Source organism: Noviherbaspirillum humi, assembly GCF_900188095.1.
Classification (GTDB): domain Bacteria; phylum Pseudomonadota; class Gammaproteobacteria; order Burkholderiales; family Burkholderiaceae_D; genus Noviherbaspirillum; species Noviherbaspirillum humi.
The window spans coordinates 289,223-307,870 of record NZ_FZOT01000002.1 but is presented as its reverse complement, the minus strand read 5'-3'; the positions used below and the strand labels follow the sequence as shown (position 1 = coordinate 307,870).

The window sequence follows — 18,648 nt, the reverse complement described above, 5'->3', positions numbered from 1 at the left end:
CGCGTCAGGCCGTGGCGACCGGGATATTGCCGATGGTCGAGGCGATGCGCTCCTGCCATTCCTTCGGTCCGGTGTTGTGGACCGACGTGCCGTTGGCGTCCACCGCCACCGTCACCGGCATGTCCTTCACTTCGAACTCGTAGATGGCTTCCATGCCGAGGTCTTCGAAGCCGACCACCTTGGCGGTCTTGATCGCCTTCGACACCAGGTAGGCGGCGCCGCCGACGGCCATCAGGTAGGCCGACTTGTGCTTCTTGATCGACTCGATCGCCACCGGGCCGCGCTCGGCCTTGCCGATCATGGAGATTAGGCCGGTCTTCTCGAGCATCATGTCGGTGAACTTGTCCATGCGGGTGGCGGTGGTGGGGCCGGCCGGGCCGACCGCTTCCTCGCGCACCGGGTCCACCGGGCCGACGTAGTAGATCACGCGGTTGGTGAAGTCCACCGGCAGCTTCTCGCCGCGGGCCAGCATGTCCTGGATGCGCTTGTGGGCGGCATCGCGGCCGGTCAGCATCTTGCCGTTCAGGAGCAGGGTCTGGCCCGGCTTCCAGGAAGCGACTTCTTCCTTGGTCAGCTTGTCGAGGTCGACGCGCTTGGACTGCTCGGTGTTCGGGGTCCATTGCACGTCCGGCCACTCGGACAGCGCGGGCGGTTCGATGTAGGCGGGGCCGGAGCCGTCCAGCACGAAGTGGGCGTGGCGGGTGGCGGCGCAATTCGGGATCATCGCGACCGGCTTCGAGGCGGCATGGGTCGGATACATGCGGATCTTCACGTCTAGCACGGTGGTCAGGCCGCCGAGGCCCTGCGCGCCGATGCCGAGCGCATTCACCTTTTCGTACAGCTCGAGGCGCAGTTCCTCGGTCTTGTTCTTCGGGCCGCGCTGCTTCAGCTCGTACATGTCGATGTCTTCCATCAGCGATTCCTTCGCCATCAGCATCGCCTTCTCGGCGGTGCCGCCGATGCCGATGCCGAGCATGCCCGGCGGGCACCAGCCGGCGCCCATGGTCGGGACAGTCTTCAGCACCCAGTCGACGATGGAGTCGGACGGATTGAGCATGACGAACTTGGACTTGTTCTCGGAGCCGCCGCCCTTGGCCGCGACCTGCACGTCGACGGTATTGCCCGGCACCAGTTCCATGTGGATCACGGCCGGCGTATTGTCCTTGGTGTTCTTGCGCTCGAACTGCGGATCGGCCACGACGGAGGCGCGAAGCACGTTGTCCGGATGACCGTAGCCGCGGCGCACGCCTTCATTCACGGCGTCGGCGATGGAGCCGGAGAAGCCCTCGAAGCGCACGCCCATGCCGATCTTCAGGAAGACGTTGACGATGCCGGTGTCCTGGCACAGCGGGCGCTTGCCTTCGGCGCACATCTTGGAGTTGGTCAGGATCTGGGCGATCGCGTCCTTGGCGGCCGGGCTCTGCTCGGTCTCGTAGGCGCGGGCCAAATGCTGAATGTAGTCGACCGGATGGTAGTAGCTGATGTACTGCAGGGCTGCGGCCACGGATTCGATGAGATCTTCTTGCTTGATGATGGTCATGATGGGTTTGCCAGGTCAGTGAGAGTGCTTGTTGGTGCCGTTGGTGCCAGCCATGATGCGGTCGCTGGCGGCGATCGCCATGGCGGAGAACAGGAACACGACATGGATCACCGTCTGCGCGATGAGCGTCTTGGCGTCGTAGGCGTTGGCGTTGATGAAGGTCTTGAGAAGATGAATCGACGAGATGCCGATGATGGCGGTGGCCAGCTTCACCTTCAGCACCGACGCGTTTACGTGGGAAAGCCACTCCGGCTGGTCGGGATGGGTTTCCAGATTCATGCGCGAGACGAAGGTTTCGTAGCCGCCGACGATCACCATGATGAGCAGGTTGGAGATCATGACCACGTCGATCAAGCCAAGCACCACCAGCATGATGGTGGTTTCATTGAGCTTCGTCGGGCGGGCGGTGCCATCCACGGCCACTGCCGTCAGCACATGTTCCAGGGCGGCCTGGTTGCCCATGGCTGCGCCGATCAGATCGACCAGTTCGACCCAGAAGTGGTACACGTAGACGCCCTGCGCCAGGATCAGGCCGAGGTAAAGCGGAAGCTGCAGCCAGCGGCTCATGAAGATCAGGTTCGGCAGGGGACGGATCCGGCCTTCGCCCGTGCGGCTCGGCGATACTTTCATATCCATGCTGTGTGAATGCCTAACGGAATACAAAGCTCCGCATTCTACACCCAAGGCGTCATGCCGGCCGGAATTCATGCATGCAAACAATGGCAACACTGATGATATAGGTCAAGATTTTAAGGGTGGCCGGCAGTATAAGTAGATTGGCAAGCTTCCCAATGCGGGATGGCGCAGTGCCGCTTGAAAACGGAGCGGTCGCATGGCGCCGATTCGTACGGCACGGCTGCCAATGCTCGCCAAGCACGACGACAGGTGGCCAGCAAGGATAATGGCAGCAATCGTTTTGCGTCATTGCCAGCCGCTGGACTGGAATTTGCCTGTAAGGACTGAGTAAGAGTGAACGCTTAACTTCATGCCAAGTTATTAATCGAGGAGACAAAGATGTCAGAGATCGAATCCGCCAAGCAGGAAACCCGCATCTTCAATCCGCCCGCAGAATTCGCCAAGAACGCGACGATCTCCGGCATGCAAGCTTATCAGGCGCTGCGCGCGGAGGCGGAACGCGATTACGAAGGCTTTTGGGCCCGCCTTGCCAGGGAGAACATCGAGTGGCACAAGCCGTTCACCACGACACTGAATGAAACGGAAGCGCCGTTCTACAAGTGGTTCGAGGACGGCCAGCTCAACGTTTCCTACAACTGCCTGGACCGCAATCTCAAGAACGGCAACGCGGCCAAGACCGCGATCATCTTCGAAGCCGACGACGGCAAGGTCACAAAGCTCACCTATCAGGAATTGCACGGCCGCGTCTGCCAATTCGCCAACGGCCTGAAGGCGCTCGGCATCAAGAAGGGCGACCGGGTCGTGATCTACATGCCGATGTCGATCGAGGGCGTGGTGGCGATGCAAGCCTGCGCCCGCATCGGCGCCACCCATTCGGTGGTGTTCGGCGGCTTCTCCGCCAAATCCCTGCAGGAGCGCATCATCGACGCCGGCGCGGTGGCGCTGATCACCGCCGACGAACAGGTTCGCGGCGGCAAGCAGCTGCCGCTGAAGGCCATCGCCGACGAAGCCATCGACATGGGCGGCTGCGAGGCGCTGAAGAGCGTCATCGTCTACAAGCGCACCGGCGGCAACGTCAAGTTCGTCGAAGGCCGCGACCTCTGGATGGAAGACGTGGTCGCCAACCAGCCCGACCAGTGCGAGCCGGAGTGGGTCGACGCCGAGCATCCGCTGTTCATCCTCTACACCTCCGGCTCCACCGGCAAGCCGAAGGGCGTGCAGCATTCCTCCGCAGGCTACCTGCTGTGGACCATGCTGACGATGAAGTGGACCTTCGACCTCAAGCCGAACGACATCTTCTGGTGCACCGCCGACATCGGCTGGGTTACCGGCCACAGCTACATCACCTACGGCCCGCTCGCCGTCGGCGCCACCGAGATCGTGTTCGAGGGCGTGCCGACCTACCCGAACGCCGGCCGCTTCTGGGACATGATCGCCCGCCACAAGGCGACCATCTTCTACACCGCGCCGACCGCGATCCGCTCGCTGATCAAGGCGGCGGATGCCGATGAGAAGGTGCATCCGAAGAACTACGACCTGTCCAGCCTGCGCCTGCTCGGGTCCGTCGGCGAGCCGATCAACCCCGAAGCCTGGATGTGGTACTACCGGAACATCGGCCGGGAGCGCTGCCCGATCGTCGACACCTTCTGGCAGACCGAGACCGGCGGCCACATGATCACGCCGCTGCCGGGCGCCACGCCGCTGGTGCCGGGTTCCTGCACGCTGCCGCTGCCGGGCATCATGGCGGCGGTGGTGGACGAGACCGGCCAGGACCTGCCGAACGGGCAGGGCGGCATCCTGGTGGTGAAGCGCCCGTGGCCGTCGATGATCCGCACCATCTGGGGCGATCCGGAGCGCTTCAAGAAAAGCTACTTCCCGGACGAGTTCGGCAACAAGCTCTACCTCGCCGGCGACGGCGCCATCCGCAACGAGCAGACCGGCTACTTCACCATCACCGGCCGCATCGACGACGTGCTGAACGTTTCCGGCCATCGCATGGGCACCATGGAGATCGAGTCGGCGCTGGTGGCCAATCCGTTGGTGGCGGAAGCGGCGGTGGTCGGCAAGCCTGATGAGACCACCGGTGAATCCATCTGCGCCTTCGTCGTGCTCAAGCGCTCCCGTCCCACCGGCGACGAAGCCAAGCAGATCGCCAAGGAACTGCGCGACTGGGTCGGCAAGGAAATCGGCCCGATCGCCAAGCCCAAAGAAATCCGCTTCGGAGACAACCTGCCCAAGACTCGTTCCGGCAAGATCATGCGCCGCCTGCTGCGCGTGCTGGCCAAGGGCGAGGAAATCACCCAGGACGTCTCGACGCTGGAAAACCCAGCCATCCTGGATCAGCTCAAGCAGGCGCAGTAAGGTCTTCGGCAGCAGGTTCAGGCAGCAAGGAAACGGCGCAGCACATGCTGCGCCGTTTTCGTTTCCAGCAGTCTTGAAGATGAGCATCAATTCGCTCAGCAAAAAGGAAAATCTTTGCTATAATGCGGGGCTTCGCGCAACGCGAACACAAATCCAGGAGAGGTGGATGAGTGGTTTAAGTCGCACGCCTGGAAAGCGTGTATAGGTTAATAGCCTATCGGGGGTTCGAATCCCCCCCTCTCCGCCAAGTTTCACCCATGTCGTTCATCCCTGCCCGCCAAGCTAAACCGGCGGTGCATGCCGGGATAGCCAGTCGTTCAGCTCCGTGGTGCAGGCCTTGTAGCACGCATCCGTTCAGGTCGCATCAGCAGGCACATCTTATCCATGTTCACCTTCGTCATCGCATCCGTCGTCTGGACGGCCATTTTGGTCGGCGCCGGCTATTCCCACTACCGCTATCGCGTCGAGCACAACGAGCAGTATCGCGATCAGTTCGGCGCCAATTACACCGGCGGCGTCTGGTAAGACGACGGCCGCTGTCGGCAATCATGACCGCAGGGATGGCCAGTCATCACATGCTGAGCCGGCGCTGATGAACACACATCGATCAGCACGGACGCAGAACAGCCAGCGCTGACAAGCCTGCCTGCAACACAGCCTTCCTGTCACGACGCCCCGGTCGTTCGCGGCGGGCGCCATCCCTGCTTTCCCTTGGTAAAGCGAGGGACGTAACCTTCACGTTGCTGCCTGACGCCGACCCGCATAAAAATCTTCCACTTCTTAACTTTTGGCCATCGTGTTAAGGCAACATTCGCCGTAATATTGGTTTCCGCAAGGAAACTATGCGGCATCGACCAAGGCATCGCATGAATGCCCGCCAAAAGGAGAATCAACACAGTGAAGCAGTGGACAAAGCAGGGCGCTGTCATCCGGCAGCCATGGCCCATTTTTTCTCAGGATTTGACCAGGAAAGTCTTTCCTCTCCGGGTGCAATGACGCTGCAGGAGAGTTGAGGGCGATACGCCGTCAAACCATTCTGATCCGCCCAGCCGGGCGAAAACCCACTCCAAGTCTTGCCGAAAGCGGCGTTCGCCGCCGGGCCCTTGCGTGTCCGTCGTTTCATCGCCGGGCATGCAGGCTGCCGCGCAAGCCATGAACCATCAAGCAGGAAATCGCAATGACTCTTTCCAATCTCCGAATCGGCAATCGCCTGGCGCTCGGCTTCGGCGCGATCTGCCTCATGCTGATCTTCATCGTCGGCTTGAACATCACCATGCTCGGCCGGATCAGCGACGGCACCGACGTGATCGTCCATGACCGCATGCCGAAGATCCAGATGTCGAACAATCTCCAGTCGAACGTCAATGACATTGCCATCGCGATGCGCAATGTCATCCTCATCGACGACAAGGCCGACCGCCAGAAGCAGATGGATGCGGTGCTGGCTGCCCGGCGCGAGGCGCAGCAGACCCTGGATGAAATGAAGCGCACCATGACCATCCCCAGAGCGAAGGAGATCCTGCAGCGGATGGCGGAGCTGAACGACAGGTACGTGAAAGGCCAGGATGAGGTGTTCAGGCAGGTGAATGCGGGCGCCGTCGACGATGGGAAGCGCTACCTGATCGTGGAGCTGCGCCCGCTGCTGGTGGAGTACAAGAAGCTGATCGCCGAGGAGATCAAGCTGCAGAGCGATGCGACGCAGGAGGCCGCCGACGTCGCCGCGCAGACCTACAGCAGTACCCGAAACCTGATGATCGGCCTGGGTCTCGGCATTCTCGCCTTCGCCGCCGCGGTGGCTTACCAGATCACCACGTCGATCACCCGCCCGGTGGCGCAGGCGCTCAAGGTCGCCAATACGGTCGCTGCCGGCGACCTCACCAGCCGGATCGACGCCGACACCCGCGATGAAATGGGCCAGCTGCTGCGCGCGCTGAAGGGAATGAACGAAAGCTTGGCGAAGACGGTGAGCACGGTACGGGCCGGCACCGAGACCATCGCAACCGCCTCGTCCGAGGTGGCTGCCGGCAGTCAGGACCTGTCGGCACGCACGGAGGAGCAGGCGAGTTCGCTGGAAGAGACGGCTTCTTCCATGGAAGAGCTCACTTCCACCGTCAAGCAGAACGCCGACAACGCCCGCCAGGCCAATGCGCTCGCCGAAGCCGCCTCGGGCGTGGCGACGAAGGGGGGCGCGGTGATTTCCCAGGTGGTCAGCACAATGGACGAGATCAACAGCGCGGCCGGCAAGATTGCCGACATCATCGGCGTGATCGATGGCATCGCCTTCCAGACCAATATCCTGGCGCTGAATGCGGCGGTCGAAGCGGCCCGCGCAGGCGAGCAGGGCAGGGGCTTTGCCGTCGTGGCGGCCGAAGTGCGCAGCCTGGCCCAGCGTTCCGCCAGCGCGGCCAAGGAAATCAAGACGCTCATCGGTGATTCGACCGAGAAAGTGGAAAGCGGCAGCCGCCTGGTTGGCGAGGCCGGTGAAACGATGCGGGAGATCGTCGACAGCGTGCAGCGCGTGACCGACATCATGCGGGAGATCACGGCTGCCAGCCAGGAACAGACTGCCGGCATCGAGCAGATCAACCAGGCCATCAGCCAGATGGATGAGGTGACCCAGCAGAACGCGGCGCTGGTGGAGCAGGCTGCTGCCGCTTCGGACGCCATGCAGGAGCAGGCGGCGCGCCTGGCGCAAGCGGTGGGCGTGTTCCGCATCGACGCCAGCAACGTGCCGGCCGCCGCCAAGCCCGCCCTGGCGGCTCGCTCTGCCATCGTGCGTCCATCGCCGCGCCTGGTTTCCGTGCAACGGCAGGAGAGCCATGCGGCAGCAGACGGATGGGAAGAATTCTGACGAAAGCGTGACTGAACAGCGCGACGGCGGGTGCCAAGGGCTTATTCGCTGGGCGGACCGGAAAGCACCGCATCTCGAGCCAAAACGATGGCTCTTCATGCCGAGGTTTCAATGGCCGGGTCGAAAAGGCTTGGTTTTCCTGCCGTTGAAACGGTGAAGGAAAGCGGTTCACGTCTATTCGATTCGCCGCGGACGGCGGTCAGTGAAAAACGCCGTTCGGGCCGTCGGTTTCGACCGGTTATGCACCGTAGAAACATTTTGTAACGTAGTTGTCATATATTTTCGTGCTTTGCGATAGGTTCAACATTGCGTACGCTAAGCCATTGATTTTACTCAGATCAATTCGCTGCTCATCAAATTGGCAATCTATTGGAGCCCGCATGTTTCCTGCCTTGCGGGCTTGTCAAGAGCGACTTGCCCACAAACTTATCCACAGGAAATGTGGAGTTCTGGAAATATTGATTTTGATCAAATAGTTAGGTGCATTTTTACTGTTTCAGGACATCCATATCTGCTCAGTCCAGTTAGAGTGTTGCTTCAAAGAAATTACAATGTTAAGGTGAGGCCCGTCGTCGAATGGAGACAAAAATGGCTCGGCGACATCAGCTCTTTTAAGCAACCAACACCCATAACGATAAATTTCCCATGTCGCTAGAAAATCTGAAGATCCGAACCCGTATCGGCATTGGCTTTGGCGTGGTGCTGCTGTTCCTTGCGGCCATCCTGATTCTTGCAACCTTGAGCTTCCAGCGCATCGATGATGCCAACCGGCAGATGGCCGGCCCCGGACGGGATGCCACCGAAGCGGTCGCCGCGGTCAATGTCGCCATCACTAGCAGCGCCCGCCATGCCATCGAAATGATGGCCAAACCCGAAAAGGAACACGCCGCCAAACTCGGCCGGGAAATCGAGGCGGAAACGAAATCCCTGCAAACCGCCCTGCAGACCCTCGATGCGGTGGCGGGCGACACCGACAGGGCCGCCATCGCCGCGCTGCGTGAGCAGGCCGGCAAGTACCTGGGCTCGCTGGCCTCAGCCGCTGGCCAGATGGCGCAGGGCAGCAGCGACGAAGCCACCCGCGCCGTCCTCGCCCAGACCATCCCGGCCCTCGCGGCCCTTCAAACCCAGGTACGCAAGCTGGCGGACCTGGAAGAAAAGCGGCTGGAGGAAGTGTTCACCCATCTCAGCCAGAGCGCCGCAGGCACGCGCAACCTGATGCTGGGACTGGGCCTGGTCGCACTGGCGGCGGGCGTCGGCCTGACCTTGTGGCTGGTGGCCGGCATTGCCAAGCCGCTCGAGGAAGCGATCCACATCGCCGAAACCGTCAGCTCAGGCGACCTCAGCCAGGAGTTCGAAACCTCCCGCGGCGGCGAATTCGGCCAGCTGCTGTCGGTGCTGGGCGACATGGAAGACCGCCTGACCGATCTCGTCGGCCGCATCAAGGTATCGAGCGACTCCATTCTGGTGGCGTCGGAACAGATCGCCGCCGGCAATCAGGATTTCTCGGAGCGTACCCGCGAGCAGGTGGATTCCCTGGAGAAGACCGCGGCCACCATGGAAGAGCTGACGGCCAATGTGAAGCGGAACGCCGACAGCGCCAGCCGTGCCAACGAACTGGCCCTGTCCACGTCCACCTTGGCGGCGAAGGGCGGCAGCAATGTGTCGCAGCTGGTCGAGACCATGAGTTCCATCACCGCCTCTTCCAGGAAGATCGTGGACATTATCGGCGTCATTGACGGTATCGCCTTCCAGACCAACATCCTGGCCTTGAATGCCTCGGTCGAAGCGGCGCGCGCCGGCGAGCAGGGCAGGGGCTTTGCCGTGGTCGCGGGTGAAGTGCGCAACCTGGCCCAGCGCGCGGCCGCCGCGGCGCGCGAGATCAAGTCGCTCATCGGCGATTCGGTCGAGAAGGTGGAGCAGGGCAGCAAGCGCGTCGACGAAGCCGGCCAGACCATGGAGCAGATCGTCGCCAGCGCCCGGCGCGTCACCGCCATCATGGGAGAGATCAGCGCCGCCAGCCAGGTGCAGGCGACCGATATCGAGCAGATCAACCTCACCATCGCGCAGATGGACAAGGTGGCGCAGCAGAACACCGCGCTGGTGGAACAGGCCGCGTCGGCCGCCTCGGCGCTGCAACAGCAGACGGGCAATCTGGTCGAGGTGGTCGGCAGCTTCAAGCTGGATGATGATGAGCAGGAAGGCCAGCCGGCGCTCCTGCCATCCGGCGCGCTGCCAGCCTTGCCGCGCTGAATCGGCCGGCAGGCCGGCCTACTGACTTAGGGCAAGGCCGGCGCCATTTGACTGAACCGGACGCGAGCGCCGACGTCACACCGGGAAACATCCGCTATCCCGTTCAGCCAAGGTGACCCTTTCCAGCGATCCAGATCCGGCGTCGGAGCAGCTTTCTCCGGCCGCCGTGCGCATGATGCAGCTGCGCGAAGCCGTGCTCTCGGAATGGGAGCGGCGCGCCCGCTCGGCAATCGCCGAGGCGGGCAGCCTGCCGCATCCGCTGCTGATCAACACCATGCCTACCATGTACGCCAACCTCGCCCAGGCGCTCAGTCCGGCCCATGCGCGCGCGGACGGCGAGGGCAATACCGTGGCGTCGGAACACGGCGGCGAAAGGGCTCGCCTGACCAACTATCACCCGCAGTCGGTGGTGCAGGAGTACCAGCTCCTGCGCTGGACCATCTTCGACGTGCTCGGTGCGCACCAGCTGGTCCTCGACCAGCGCGAGTCCGGCATCGTGAATGCCTACATCGACCGCGCGATCCGGGAAGCGGTCGCTGCCTATGCGCTGGTGCAGTCGGCGCTGCGGGAACGCTTCGTGGCGGCGCTCACCCATGACCTGCGCAATCCCCTCACCACCGCCAACGTCGCGGCGGAACTGATCCGCCAGGACGCGGAGTCGCCCCGGTTGAAGGACCTGGCAGAGCGCATCCTGGAGCAGCACGGCCGCATGGATCGCATGATCCAGGATCTGCTCGATTCGGTGGTGTTCCAGAGCGGCGAGCGCTTGCGGCTCAGGCTCTCGCGCTTCGACCTCGGCGACCTGGTGGTTGAGGTGTGCCGGCAGTCCATCGCAGCCTACGGGCCGCGCATGGAATTTCCCGGGGGCTGCGCCGAAGGCTGGTGGGACAGGGAGGCGCTCAAGCGGGCGCTGGAGAACCTGGTCGGCAATGCCGTCAAATACGGCGACGCCGAAGCGCCGATCCATCTCTCGCTCAACGTCCATGACGAGCGGGTCCAGATGAAGGTGCACAACAGCGGCCCGCCGATTCCGGAGGAACAAATGGAGTCGGTGTTCCAGGTGTTCCGGCGCACCGAGGCGGCCCGCGAAGGCGCGCAGCAAGGCTGGGGCATCGGCCTGCCCTATGTACGCAGCGTGGCCGAAAGCCACGGCGGCAGCATCGGCGTGGACAGCGGCGCCGAGCGCGGCACCACCTTCGCCATCGACATCCCGCTCGACGCGCGCCCATTTCAGAACGCACCGACGCTCTAGCGTCTACGCTTGCCTGCGCTGCTCGCTTTCCCGCGTCATCCGCCGGCACATGCTGCCATTGACGCCGGTACCGGCCGCTGCTGCGGCGGCGCCGCAAGGGAAGGCATCATTTCTTGCGGATGCAGGTGATGCCGGCGTTGTCGGGACCGGCCGGCCGCCTGGCGCGGATGCGGCTGATGACGAATCCGCTCGCCGGCAGCGTCGGCATGCGCGACAGCGGCACCGACAGGTCCTGCTGCGGCACGTCGTAGTCGATCTCTCCCGCCAGCAGGCAGAGCGCAGTCTTTAGCAGGCCGACGGTGATGTCCTCGCCCGGGCAGCGGTGGCCCTGGTGCGGATCGCCTGCGCCTTGAGGAATCAGATCGAAGCCGCTGCTGCGCCAGCCGCGAAAGCGTTCCGGGCGGAAGGCTTCCGGGTCGCGCCACAGCCTGGCATCGTGGTTGGTGCCGTAGAGATCGAGCAGTACCCAGTCTCCCGCGCGGAAATGGTGGCCGCTCCAGTCGAATGCCTGCAGCGCCCGGCCGCCGACGGCGGGGATGAAGGGATAGTAGCGGCGCACTTCCTGCGCGAACATTTCCATGAACTCGGCATCGCCCCTGGCCAGGATGGCGCGCATTTCGGGATGCTCATGCATGGCCAGCGCGCCGAACACGATGAAGCGCGCCACGGCCACGGTAGGCCGCAGCACGTTGATCAGTTCCACCGCCGCCACCTTCACGTCGAGGAGGCGACCATCCGAATCCTCGTGGCCGGCCATGACGGCCAGCGCGCTGCCGGCCGGCGGCTGCAGCTTGCCCGCACGAACCTCTTCGATGAGCGCCCGCGCCCAGCGCTCGGTGTGCCGGCGCAGCATCAGGCCGCGCCAGTTGCGCGGTCCGGCGGTGCCGGCGCCGTCGATCATGGCGGCGAACTCGCGCGTGCGCGGCACGGCGGTGCGCTCGTCCAGCGGAACGCCGGCCCATTCACAGGCGGCGCGGCACAGCACCGCCTGAGCTTCCTCATGCAGGACGATCCGGCTCATGCCTTGCCACTGCGCGAAGCGGCTGCGCCACTGCGCCGCGCTCAATTCCATCAGCCGCTGCACGCTGTCGGGCGCCATCAGCGCCATGAACATTTCCTTGCGCCGGTGATGCGCCTCGCCATCGCGCATGACGACGCTGCCGAGATCCTGCAGCAAGAGCAGTGCGTTGGGCGGCAGGGCCAGCTTGCGGGTGAAGCGGCCCGGCGTGTAGAACATGCGCGCCGCGGATTCGCCGTAGACGCAGATGGCGCTCTGGAACATCAGCCTGGTGGCGAAGATGTCGGTGCCATGCGCGGCGAAGCGGTTCGGCATGTAGCGGTAGCCTTCGCGCAGCAGGGCGCGGGTATGGTCGAGGCCGGGTTCGCGCGGTATGGAGGACGCCGCGTCGCCGGTGGCTGATGGCGCCTGGAAATTGAGCATGGACATGGGGTGATGCAGGAAGCGTCGCTGCGCGGAAAGCGGTGCAGCGCCGTCTCGGCGTTGAGAAAAAATCTACTTGCGAAGTTTGAACTGCCCATGCGGCCAAGGTTCCAATGGCTTCGACGCGGGCGAGCGCATCCGGTGGAAAATGCAGGCCATCATCCCCGCCGGGCTCGGCCGTTCCATTCCACGCCGCATGTCATGCGGCGATCACGCATAGGAGCCCATCATGACACTGTCGAAACCCAACCGGACTCGCCAACAGTCCGCGGACCGCAACGAGATGCAGGAAAAGCAGTCGGGCGACCAGCACATCCTGCCGATCGACGAATCGGAAGCCGATCCGCATCGTCCCCATCGCACCAACCGCCAGGACATGCAGAAGACGATGCAGGGCGGCAGCAACAATTCAGGACAGGGGCAATAGCAAGGGAGAGAAGCGTCCGCGCGGCTCCGCATCCGTCCCGGCTAGGTTCCGCCGGCTTTGCCGGGCGGCAGCGGCTGGCGGCCCGGCAAAGCCGCGGCCCGAGGAATATAGCGGGCGCCACCTCCTTCCGCCGCACATGGCGGCGCGGCAGTGAGCTGGTTGCTTGAATCGCTCCTAGTGAGTCTTTCAAGGCAGCGGGTTCAGTCCGAAATCCTGCCATTGGCGCCTCGTGCCGCCGGACTGGGCCTGCGGCGTCGAAGCCGAACCGCGTTCCTGCCGCCCGCATGCCGGCTCGCTCGTCCTGGCTGCGGCCGACCGCACTTCGTTCAGGGCCTGTTCCATGAATTTCCTCCGGCTGATGTCTTCCACCGCGCAGATGATCTGGCTGGATTGGGCGTCCGCGATATGCACGCGGGTCAGGGTCATGCCAGCCCAGAGCGGGCGGCCGAAGCGGGCACTGAGCTTCACCTCGATCTGGCATGGCTGTCCGGACTTGAAAGTGCGCGCGGCATGGCGGTACAGCCGCCGCGCTTCACCGGCGCTCATCAGTTCATCCGGCGCCATCGTGAGCAATTCCGACTCGGTGAAATCGAGGAGCGCGCTCAAGGCCGGATTGCAGGCAAGAATGCGTCCGCCCATCGAAAGAGCAACCATGCCGAGCGGCGCCAGTTCGAAGGTCTTCCGGAAACGCTGGCAATTGGCGTCGAGCGCCGCCACCGAATTGCGCCGCCTCAGCAAGGCTTGATGCATGGCGCGGTCCAGTGCGGCGCTGTTGGCGGGTAGCGACAGATGATCGCAACGGAAAGGCAGAGCAGGGAGCGGCCTGGCCGACGTGGTGACGAGCAGCAGCGGAAGTTGCAGCGGACTGGCTTCGGCCAGCATTTTCCGCAGTCGGCGTCTGTGGCGTTGCGCCGCAACGGCATCGATGATGAGCAGGTCGATGCCGTCGGCGGGCAAGTCTTCCACGGTGAAGAGGCGGATGGTGTGGTTGGTGGCTGCCAACCTCTGCCTAAGCTGAAGGCGCAACTTGTCGTCGCAGGCGAATATGCCGATGGCGCTTGGCATCGCTGGGGCAGGCAGGCCGCTTTCCTGCGCCGTCATCTCGACCTGCGCCGAACTGACCCTGTGTGTCGTGTTCATTGTTCGCTCCCCGTAGCCGTAGAGTGCGCGGTATGCCGGGCGGATGGTGCCGACCGCTTTGTTCAATTCCGAGCCACAACTTGCATTCAGCAGTGAGCCACAGCGGGGAGAAAAAATTAATCCCAGGAAAATGGGAATCTGTTTGCGGGCGCAACAATTCGGTTTGACGATGCCTAACGACTTGCCTGCGGCAGCGTCACATGCCGAAAGAACGCGAGATTTGGTATACGAATGGTGAATAGGTGTAATCAGATATTGAAAGTGGAATTATTTCTCGAAAGCTTCATACTATCGTTCAAGACAAAACGATTTACGCAAAGGAGCTTTCCATGTCTACCACTCAATTCACCGCCGGCCAGCAATTCGGTCAACCGGTTTCCTATGGCGAGAATCTCGGCCGCGCTTTCCGCGCCTTCATCGCCGCCCTCGTAGCCGGTCGTCCTGTCGATGCTTCCCTGAAGGCGCAAGCCGTTGCCGAAACCAGTGCGCGCAAGCGCGTATCCGGCCTGCGCCAGCTGTATGCGCTGGCCAGCCAGTATGATTCGGTCAGCCCGAATCTCGCCGCCGAACTGCGCTTCATCGCTGGCCGCGACTAAGCCGACCACCTCGAAGCCGGCATCCCTGGCGGGTGACGGTAATTTCCTCCTGCATGGTCGGCAATGCGTGCAGGACGCGATGCGAAGGCATCGCACTTATGAAGGACATTCACGCTTCGACTGCGCGAATGTCCTTTTTCCATTTCAGGGACGGTGCACGTCCACTTTGCAGCCGGTTCAGGCGATGCGGCGCAGCGCCGCCTTGCCATTCGCTTCGCCTTCCCGGCCAAGGCCGGCGTGGTAAAGCGCCGCGACCACGTCGGATTGCGCCAGCATGCCCACCAGCCTTTCATTGGCATCGATGATGGGCAGGGTGTGCACGCCGCCATCGGAGAACAGCGGCACCAGGCTGGTGACCGCTTCATGCTCGAAGGCGGTTCGGGTCGTGCTCATTATTTGTCCCACCACCTCCGGCTTGTCGGAATTGGTGCCGGGGGTGCGGGCGATGAGGCGCCGCAGGCGTCCCGCCAGTTCCGCCGGCTGGCTTCCACCCGCATGGCGGAAGAAATCGCGCTCGCTGATGATGCCGATCACGCGCTGGAACCTGTTCACCACCGGCAGCACTTCGAGGCCATGGACGCGCAGCAGGCGCCAGGCTTCTTCCAGGTCGGTGCCGAACTCCACTTTCACCACGTCGCGCGACATCAGGTCGGCGCAGGTGATCAAACCGAAGCGGCGCTGGTGCGCCTGCCGTTCGGCCCGAAGCAGGATTTCCTCGAGATCGTCGTGGCTCACGTCCAGCACCTGGTTGTACTGACGCAGCACCATGTCGAGGTCGGCGGCGGTGACGCCCAGCCGGTCGGTAGGCAGCTTGTCCCTTGTCTGGTGCTGGTTCGCATGGTCCACCGTTCGATGCGGATAGCGCCGGCCGCACAGGTTGTTGTAGGCAACCGCGGCCAGCACCAGCAGCAGGGAATTCAGGGCAAGCGGCCCGAGCGTGAACAGGAAGCCATGCTGCGCCAGGGCCGGTCCGCCGAGCGCGCTGCCGAGGGCCACCGCCCCGCCCGGCGGATGCATGCAGCGCAGGGCCATCATGATCAGCAGGGCGGACGCCAGCGCCAGGCTGGCGGCGGCCAGCGGCGCGCCGACGAAGCGGGCGCAGGAAAGGCCGACCGCCGCCGACAACAGATTGCCACCCATCACCGACCACGGCTGAGCCAGCGGACTCGCCGGGACGGCGAACAGCAGGACGGCGGAGGCGCCCATCGGTGCGAGCAGCCAGGGCAGGTCCGAATCCGCGCCGACTATCGTCCGGCTCAACAATCCGGTGACGAATATCCCCAGCGCGGCGCCAAGAATGGAGCGGGCTTTTTCCCGGGAATCGATGCGGGGAGCGGTCGGCAGATAACGTTGCAGATGCGAAAGCAGACGGGCGAGCATGAAAAAGACGCGTTTTCGACAAAGCCGCTATGGTAGCCGACTTCCAGGCAATGAAGAGCCTATGGCATTGCCTTGAAAAGCAATACAATTGATTGGATGCAATCCGTGTCTATTCCATATGTAAGGTATTGACAACGGGAGAGCCGGCTGCCGGAAAAATGGCTTTGGCATCGGGAAAATCGGGGACTTACGCACAATGTCGTTCAAGAAATCACGATTGACGATTCTGGTTGGTGCTCAAAATAAAATTCCTTGTTTTTCAAATACTTATTAAAGTGCCTAAGGAATAAGCAATTTATTGCAAGCCGCGAATTTGCTAGCTTGGCAGGGTGCAAGATTTGATTATCCACAAAGTTGTCCACAGGAACTGTGCATAGCTGGATTTCTTTATAAAAATCATCGGCTTAAGAATTTCCGGCAATCAGTAAGAAAAATCCTACAGCCGTGTCGGCTCTTCCGGTAGCCGAGGTCGCAGTACACCAAAAGTGCCGGCTGAAACCTACTTTTCTCGCTGATCATGGATAAAAGTTCCTTCAAGACATCCCTGCTGCGTCGTGACATGAATGCACGGGCCGCCCTGTCGACGGTATTGCTGTGCGCCGGCGTCCTAGCGGCGGCATGGGTGGCGGCCCTGGCCGCCCTGATGTGGCAGGACAGCCTCTTTCGGGACGCAGTGGCGTGGCGCGAAGCCGACTTCCTCGCCCGGCACGCCGGACAACGCCTGACGCTCCTCCAGCAGCGCATCGAACGCCGCAAGGATGAATTGCTTCGCGTGCTGGAACAGGGTGAGGATGAAACACGGGCACTGCTGGCAACCCGGCTGGCAGACATGGCCGATACGGCCGGCATCCCGGTGCATATTGCCCTGTTCGAGCACGACGGCGAAACCGTGATCGATAACGGCGCACCGGCGCTCACTTCGAACCAGCGGGCCTGGGTGCTCTCCACGCTTCGAGATGGACAGGGAAGCAGCAGCATCGTGATGCATGGCAAGTCAGGAGAGCTGCTTTCGCTTCTCACTCTCCACCGTGCCAGCGACAAGAAGCCGCTGGGAGCGCTCGCCTACCGTCTGGCGCTCAACGATCTGCTGCCTATCGACCAATCCGCCAGGCTCGTCTGGAACGGCCAGATCAGGAATGACCGCGGCGACCGCAGCGGACCGCCAGCGGCATCGGTGCCGGTGCCCCTGCCGGCGCAGTTCCAGCCGCTGGGCTTGCGGGTGGAATTGTCCGGTCGTTCCCAGGAACTCGACACCGGCATCCTGCTGCCGGCGGCGGGGTTACTGGCGGTGCTGCTGTTGCTGGTGGCTGCAGCATGGCCCCTGGCGCGGCGCTTGCAGACGCGGGTGGGAGCCGACCTGCAGCGCCTGGTCGATCAAGCCAGCGCACTCAATTCCGAGGGCGGCACGCGGCTCTCCGGAGGCGCATCGGCCCAGACCAGCGAACTGGCGCGGGTGATCAACCTGCTGCTGGATGTGCTCGACGACCGCAAGCAGCAGCCGAGTCACGACTACGATGCCCGTTATCGCCAGTTGTTCGAAGAAGCCCGGGTGGTGATGCTGCTGGTCGATCCGATCGACAGCCGCCTGGTCGATGCGAACCCGGCCGCGGTAGCGTTCTACGGCTACAGCCGCGAGCTCATGGTGGGCATGCACATGTCGGAAATCAACGTCATGTCGGATCTGGAAATCGCCGAGGAAGTGCGTGCCGCCGACCGCGAACGGCGCAAGCATTTCAACTTCCGGCACCGTCTTGCCAATGGCGAAGTGCGTCCGGTGCAGGTGCATTCGGGCAGCGTTGAAGTCGGCGGCCGGTCCCTGCTGTTTTCCGTGGTGCATGACATCGGACCGCGCTGGCGGGAACCTGATTTGATTCAGCAGGACAAAATAAGGCGCGCGCTGCAATCCCTCGCCGATGCCTGAAGAAGCCATTGCTGCGCCCAATTTGCCGAAAGGAAGTGCCGCCGTGATGACCGCTCGCCTTGCATCTGCCCGCCGTTCGCCTGCTTTTCTCCCGCGCTCGGGTCCGCGCGTTTCCCGCCAAGGCAACGTCCATGGCGAATGAAGCGCTCGAACGGATTCTTTACATCGAGGACAACGCCGACATCCGCCTGCTGGCGCGCATGGCGCTGGAGCGCCTCGGCAAGTTCACCGTGCGCGCCTGCAGCTCCGGCCGCGAAGCGCTGCAGGCGGCAGGCGAGCCGGATTACCGCCCGGATCTCATCCTGCTCGACGTGATGATGCCGGACCTGGATGGTCCGGCCACCGTGGCGCAACTGCGCGGCCTGCCCAACACCGCCGCCGTTCCCTTCATCTTCATGACCGCCAAGTCCGACCCGTCGGAAATCGCCGGCTACCGTGCGCTCGGCGCGCTCGGCGTCATTGCCAAGCCTTTCGATCCGCGCCGGCTGGTGCCGGAAATCCGCCGCCTGTGGGAGGGCCGGCATGAGTGAGGATGCCGAGTTCGAAGCGCTGCTGAAGGCGCTGGAACTGGAGTTCAGCGACCGCCTGCCGGCCATCCTGCATGACATTGCAGCCAGCCTGGACACGCTGCGCGCCGCGCCGGCGGATGCCGAGGCGCTGGAGACGGCGTATCGGCAGCTGCATTCCCTGGCCGGGTCGGCGGGCACCTTCGGCATGCCGGACCTCGGGCTGGAAGCCAAGGAACTGGAGCGCATGGTCACCGCCGCGCGCGCGGCCGGCCGGCTGGAGGCCGCGGACATCTCGCATCTTGAGCAAGGTCTGACTGCATTGAAGCGATACATGGCATAAGGCA

16 protein-coding genes and 1 tRNA gene are annotated in these 18,648 nt (G+C 63.1%); 12 read left to right on the top strand and 5 right to left on the bottom strand.

Translation table 11 applies throughout. The features are described from left to right. Window positions 1-4: 4 nt before the first annotated feature. Both CHB88_RS04780 and CHB88_RS04775 read right to left on the bottom strand, forming a co-directional pair. Window positions 5-1,540 carry a fumarate hydratase gene (locus tag CHB88_RS04780; protein ID WP_089398150.1) on the bottom strand — a complete coding sequence of 512 codons (1,536 nt, stop codon included), beginning with the start codon at window positions 1,538-1,540 and terminating at the stop codon, window positions 5-7. A 15-nt stretch (window positions 1,541-1,555) separates the two neighbouring features. Continuing rightward, entirely contained in the window at window positions 1,556-2,170 is a 615-nt protein-coding gene (locus CHB88_RS04775) for a YqhA family protein (RefSeq protein ID WP_089398490.1), read from the bottom strand. Between the two features lie 384 nt (window positions 2,171-2,554). Between CHB88_RS04775 and acs the strand changes: the two genes are divergently transcribed. The 7 genes from acs to CHB88_RS04750 all read left to right on the top strand — a co-directional run bounded on the left by acs (window position 2,555) and on the right by CHB88_RS04750 (window position 10,890). Further along, the gene (gene acs / locus CHB88_RS04770; protein WP_089398149.1) at window positions 2,555-4,537 is read left to right on the top strand and encodes an acetate--CoA ligase; all 1,983 of its coding nucleotides are present in this window, start codon (window positions 2,555-2,557) and stop codon (window positions 4,535-4,537) included. A 156-nt stretch (window positions 4,538-4,693) separates the two neighbouring features. Then, window positions 4,694-4,784, top strand: a tRNA-Ser gene (locus CHB88_RS04765). Between the two features lie 137 nt (window positions 4,785-4,921). Further along, complete coding sequence (locus tag CHB88_RS25045) at window positions 4,922-5,062, top strand: hypothetical protein (RefSeq protein ID WP_176442314.1); 141 nt, start codon at window positions 4,922-4,924, stop codon at window positions 5,060-5,062. Between the two features lie 341 nt (window positions 5,063-5,403). Further along, window positions 5,404-5,550 carry a hypothetical protein gene (locus CHB88_RS25040; protein ID WP_176442313.1) on the top strand — a complete coding sequence of 49 codons (147 nt, stop codon included), beginning with the start codon at window positions 5,404-5,406 and terminating at the stop codon, window positions 5,548-5,550. 164 nt (window positions 5,551-5,714) lie between these two features. Then, window positions 5,715-7,388 carry a methyl-accepting chemotaxis protein gene (locus CHB88_RS04760; RefSeq protein ID WP_089398148.1) on the top strand — a complete coding sequence of 558 codons (1,674 nt, stop codon included), beginning with the start codon at window positions 5,715-5,717 and terminating at the stop codon, window positions 7,386-7,388. A gap of 645 nt (window positions 7,389-8,033) precedes the next feature. After that, window positions 8,034-9,638: a methyl-accepting chemotaxis protein gene (locus CHB88_RS25805; protein ID WP_089398147.1), complete on the top strand. Its 1,605-nt coding sequence runs from the start codon at window positions 8,034-8,036 to the stop codon at window positions 9,636-9,638. A 112-nt stretch (window positions 9,639-9,750) separates the two neighbouring features. Beyond that, on the top strand, window positions 9,751-10,890 hold the full coding sequence (locus CHB88_RS04750; RefSeq protein ID WP_089398146.1) for a sensor histidine kinase: 1,140 nt from the start codon (window positions 9,751-9,753) through the stop codon (window positions 10,888-10,890). Window positions 10,891-10,996: 106 nt separating this feature from the next. Here CHB88_RS04750 and CHB88_RS04745 read toward each other — a convergent pair whose 3' ends face one another. Further along, window positions 10,997-12,337 (bottom strand): cytochrome P450, encoded by a 1,341-nt coding sequence (locus tag CHB88_RS04745; protein ID WP_245844744.1) that lies wholly within the window; start codon window positions 12,335-12,337, stop codon window positions 10,997-10,999. Window positions 12,338-12,560: 223 nt separating this feature from the next. Here CHB88_RS04745 and CHB88_RS04740 point away from each other — a divergent pair, with 223 nt between their 5' ends. After that, a complete protein-coding gene (locus tag CHB88_RS04740; protein ID WP_089398145.1) occupies window positions 12,561-12,758 on the top strand; it encodes a hypothetical protein in 198 nt (65 codons plus the stop codon). 186 nt (window positions 12,759-12,944) lie between these two features. Here CHB88_RS04740 and CHB88_RS04735 read toward each other — a convergent pair whose 3' ends face one another. Next, window positions 12,945-13,964, bottom strand: a complete 1,020-nt coding sequence (locus CHB88_RS04735; RefSeq protein ID WP_089398144.1) for a PAS domain-containing protein — start codon at window positions 13,962-13,964, stop codon at window positions 12,945-12,947. A gap of 263 nt (window positions 13,965-14,227) precedes the next feature. Here CHB88_RS04735 and CHB88_RS04730 point away from each other — a divergent pair, with 263 nt between their 5' ends. Then, window positions 14,228-14,494: a hypothetical protein gene (locus CHB88_RS04730; protein WP_089398143.1), complete on the top strand. Its 267-nt coding sequence runs from the start codon at window positions 14,228-14,230 to the stop codon at window positions 14,492-14,494. A gap of 177 nt (window positions 14,495-14,671) precedes the next feature. On the opposite strand, the gene CHB88_RS04725 is transcribed toward CHB88_RS04730, so the two are convergent. Next, window positions 14,672-15,874: an HPP family protein gene (locus tag CHB88_RS04725; protein ID WP_089398142.1), complete on the bottom strand. Its 1,203-nt coding sequence runs from the start codon at window positions 15,872-15,874 to the stop codon at window positions 14,672-14,674. Window positions 15,875-16,391: 517 nt separating this feature from the next. On the opposite strand from CHB88_RS04725, the gene CHB88_RS04720 reads away from it, so the two are divergent. The 3 genes from CHB88_RS04720 to CHB88_RS04710 all read left to right on the top strand — a co-directional run bounded on the left by CHB88_RS04720 (window position 16,392) and on the right by CHB88_RS04710 (window position 18,644). Beyond that, a complete protein-coding gene (locus CHB88_RS04720) occupies window positions 16,392-17,795 on the top strand; it encodes a PAS domain S-box protein (protein WP_089398141.1) in 1,404 nt (467 codons plus the stop codon). 131 nt (window positions 17,796-17,926) lie between these two features. After that, complete coding sequence (locus CHB88_RS04715) at window positions 17,927-18,325, top strand: response regulator (protein WP_089398140.1); 399 nt, start codon at window positions 17,927-17,929, stop codon at window positions 18,323-18,325. Next, the gene (locus CHB88_RS04710; protein ID WP_089398139.1) at window positions 18,318-18,644 is read left to right on the top strand and encodes an Hpt domain-containing protein; all 327 of its coding nucleotides are present in this window, start codon (window positions 18,318-18,320) and stop codon (window positions 18,642-18,644) included. Before CHB88_RS04715 ends, CHB88_RS04710 begins: the two co-directional genes overlap by 8 nt. Window positions 18,645-18,648 lie beyond the last annotated feature (4 nt).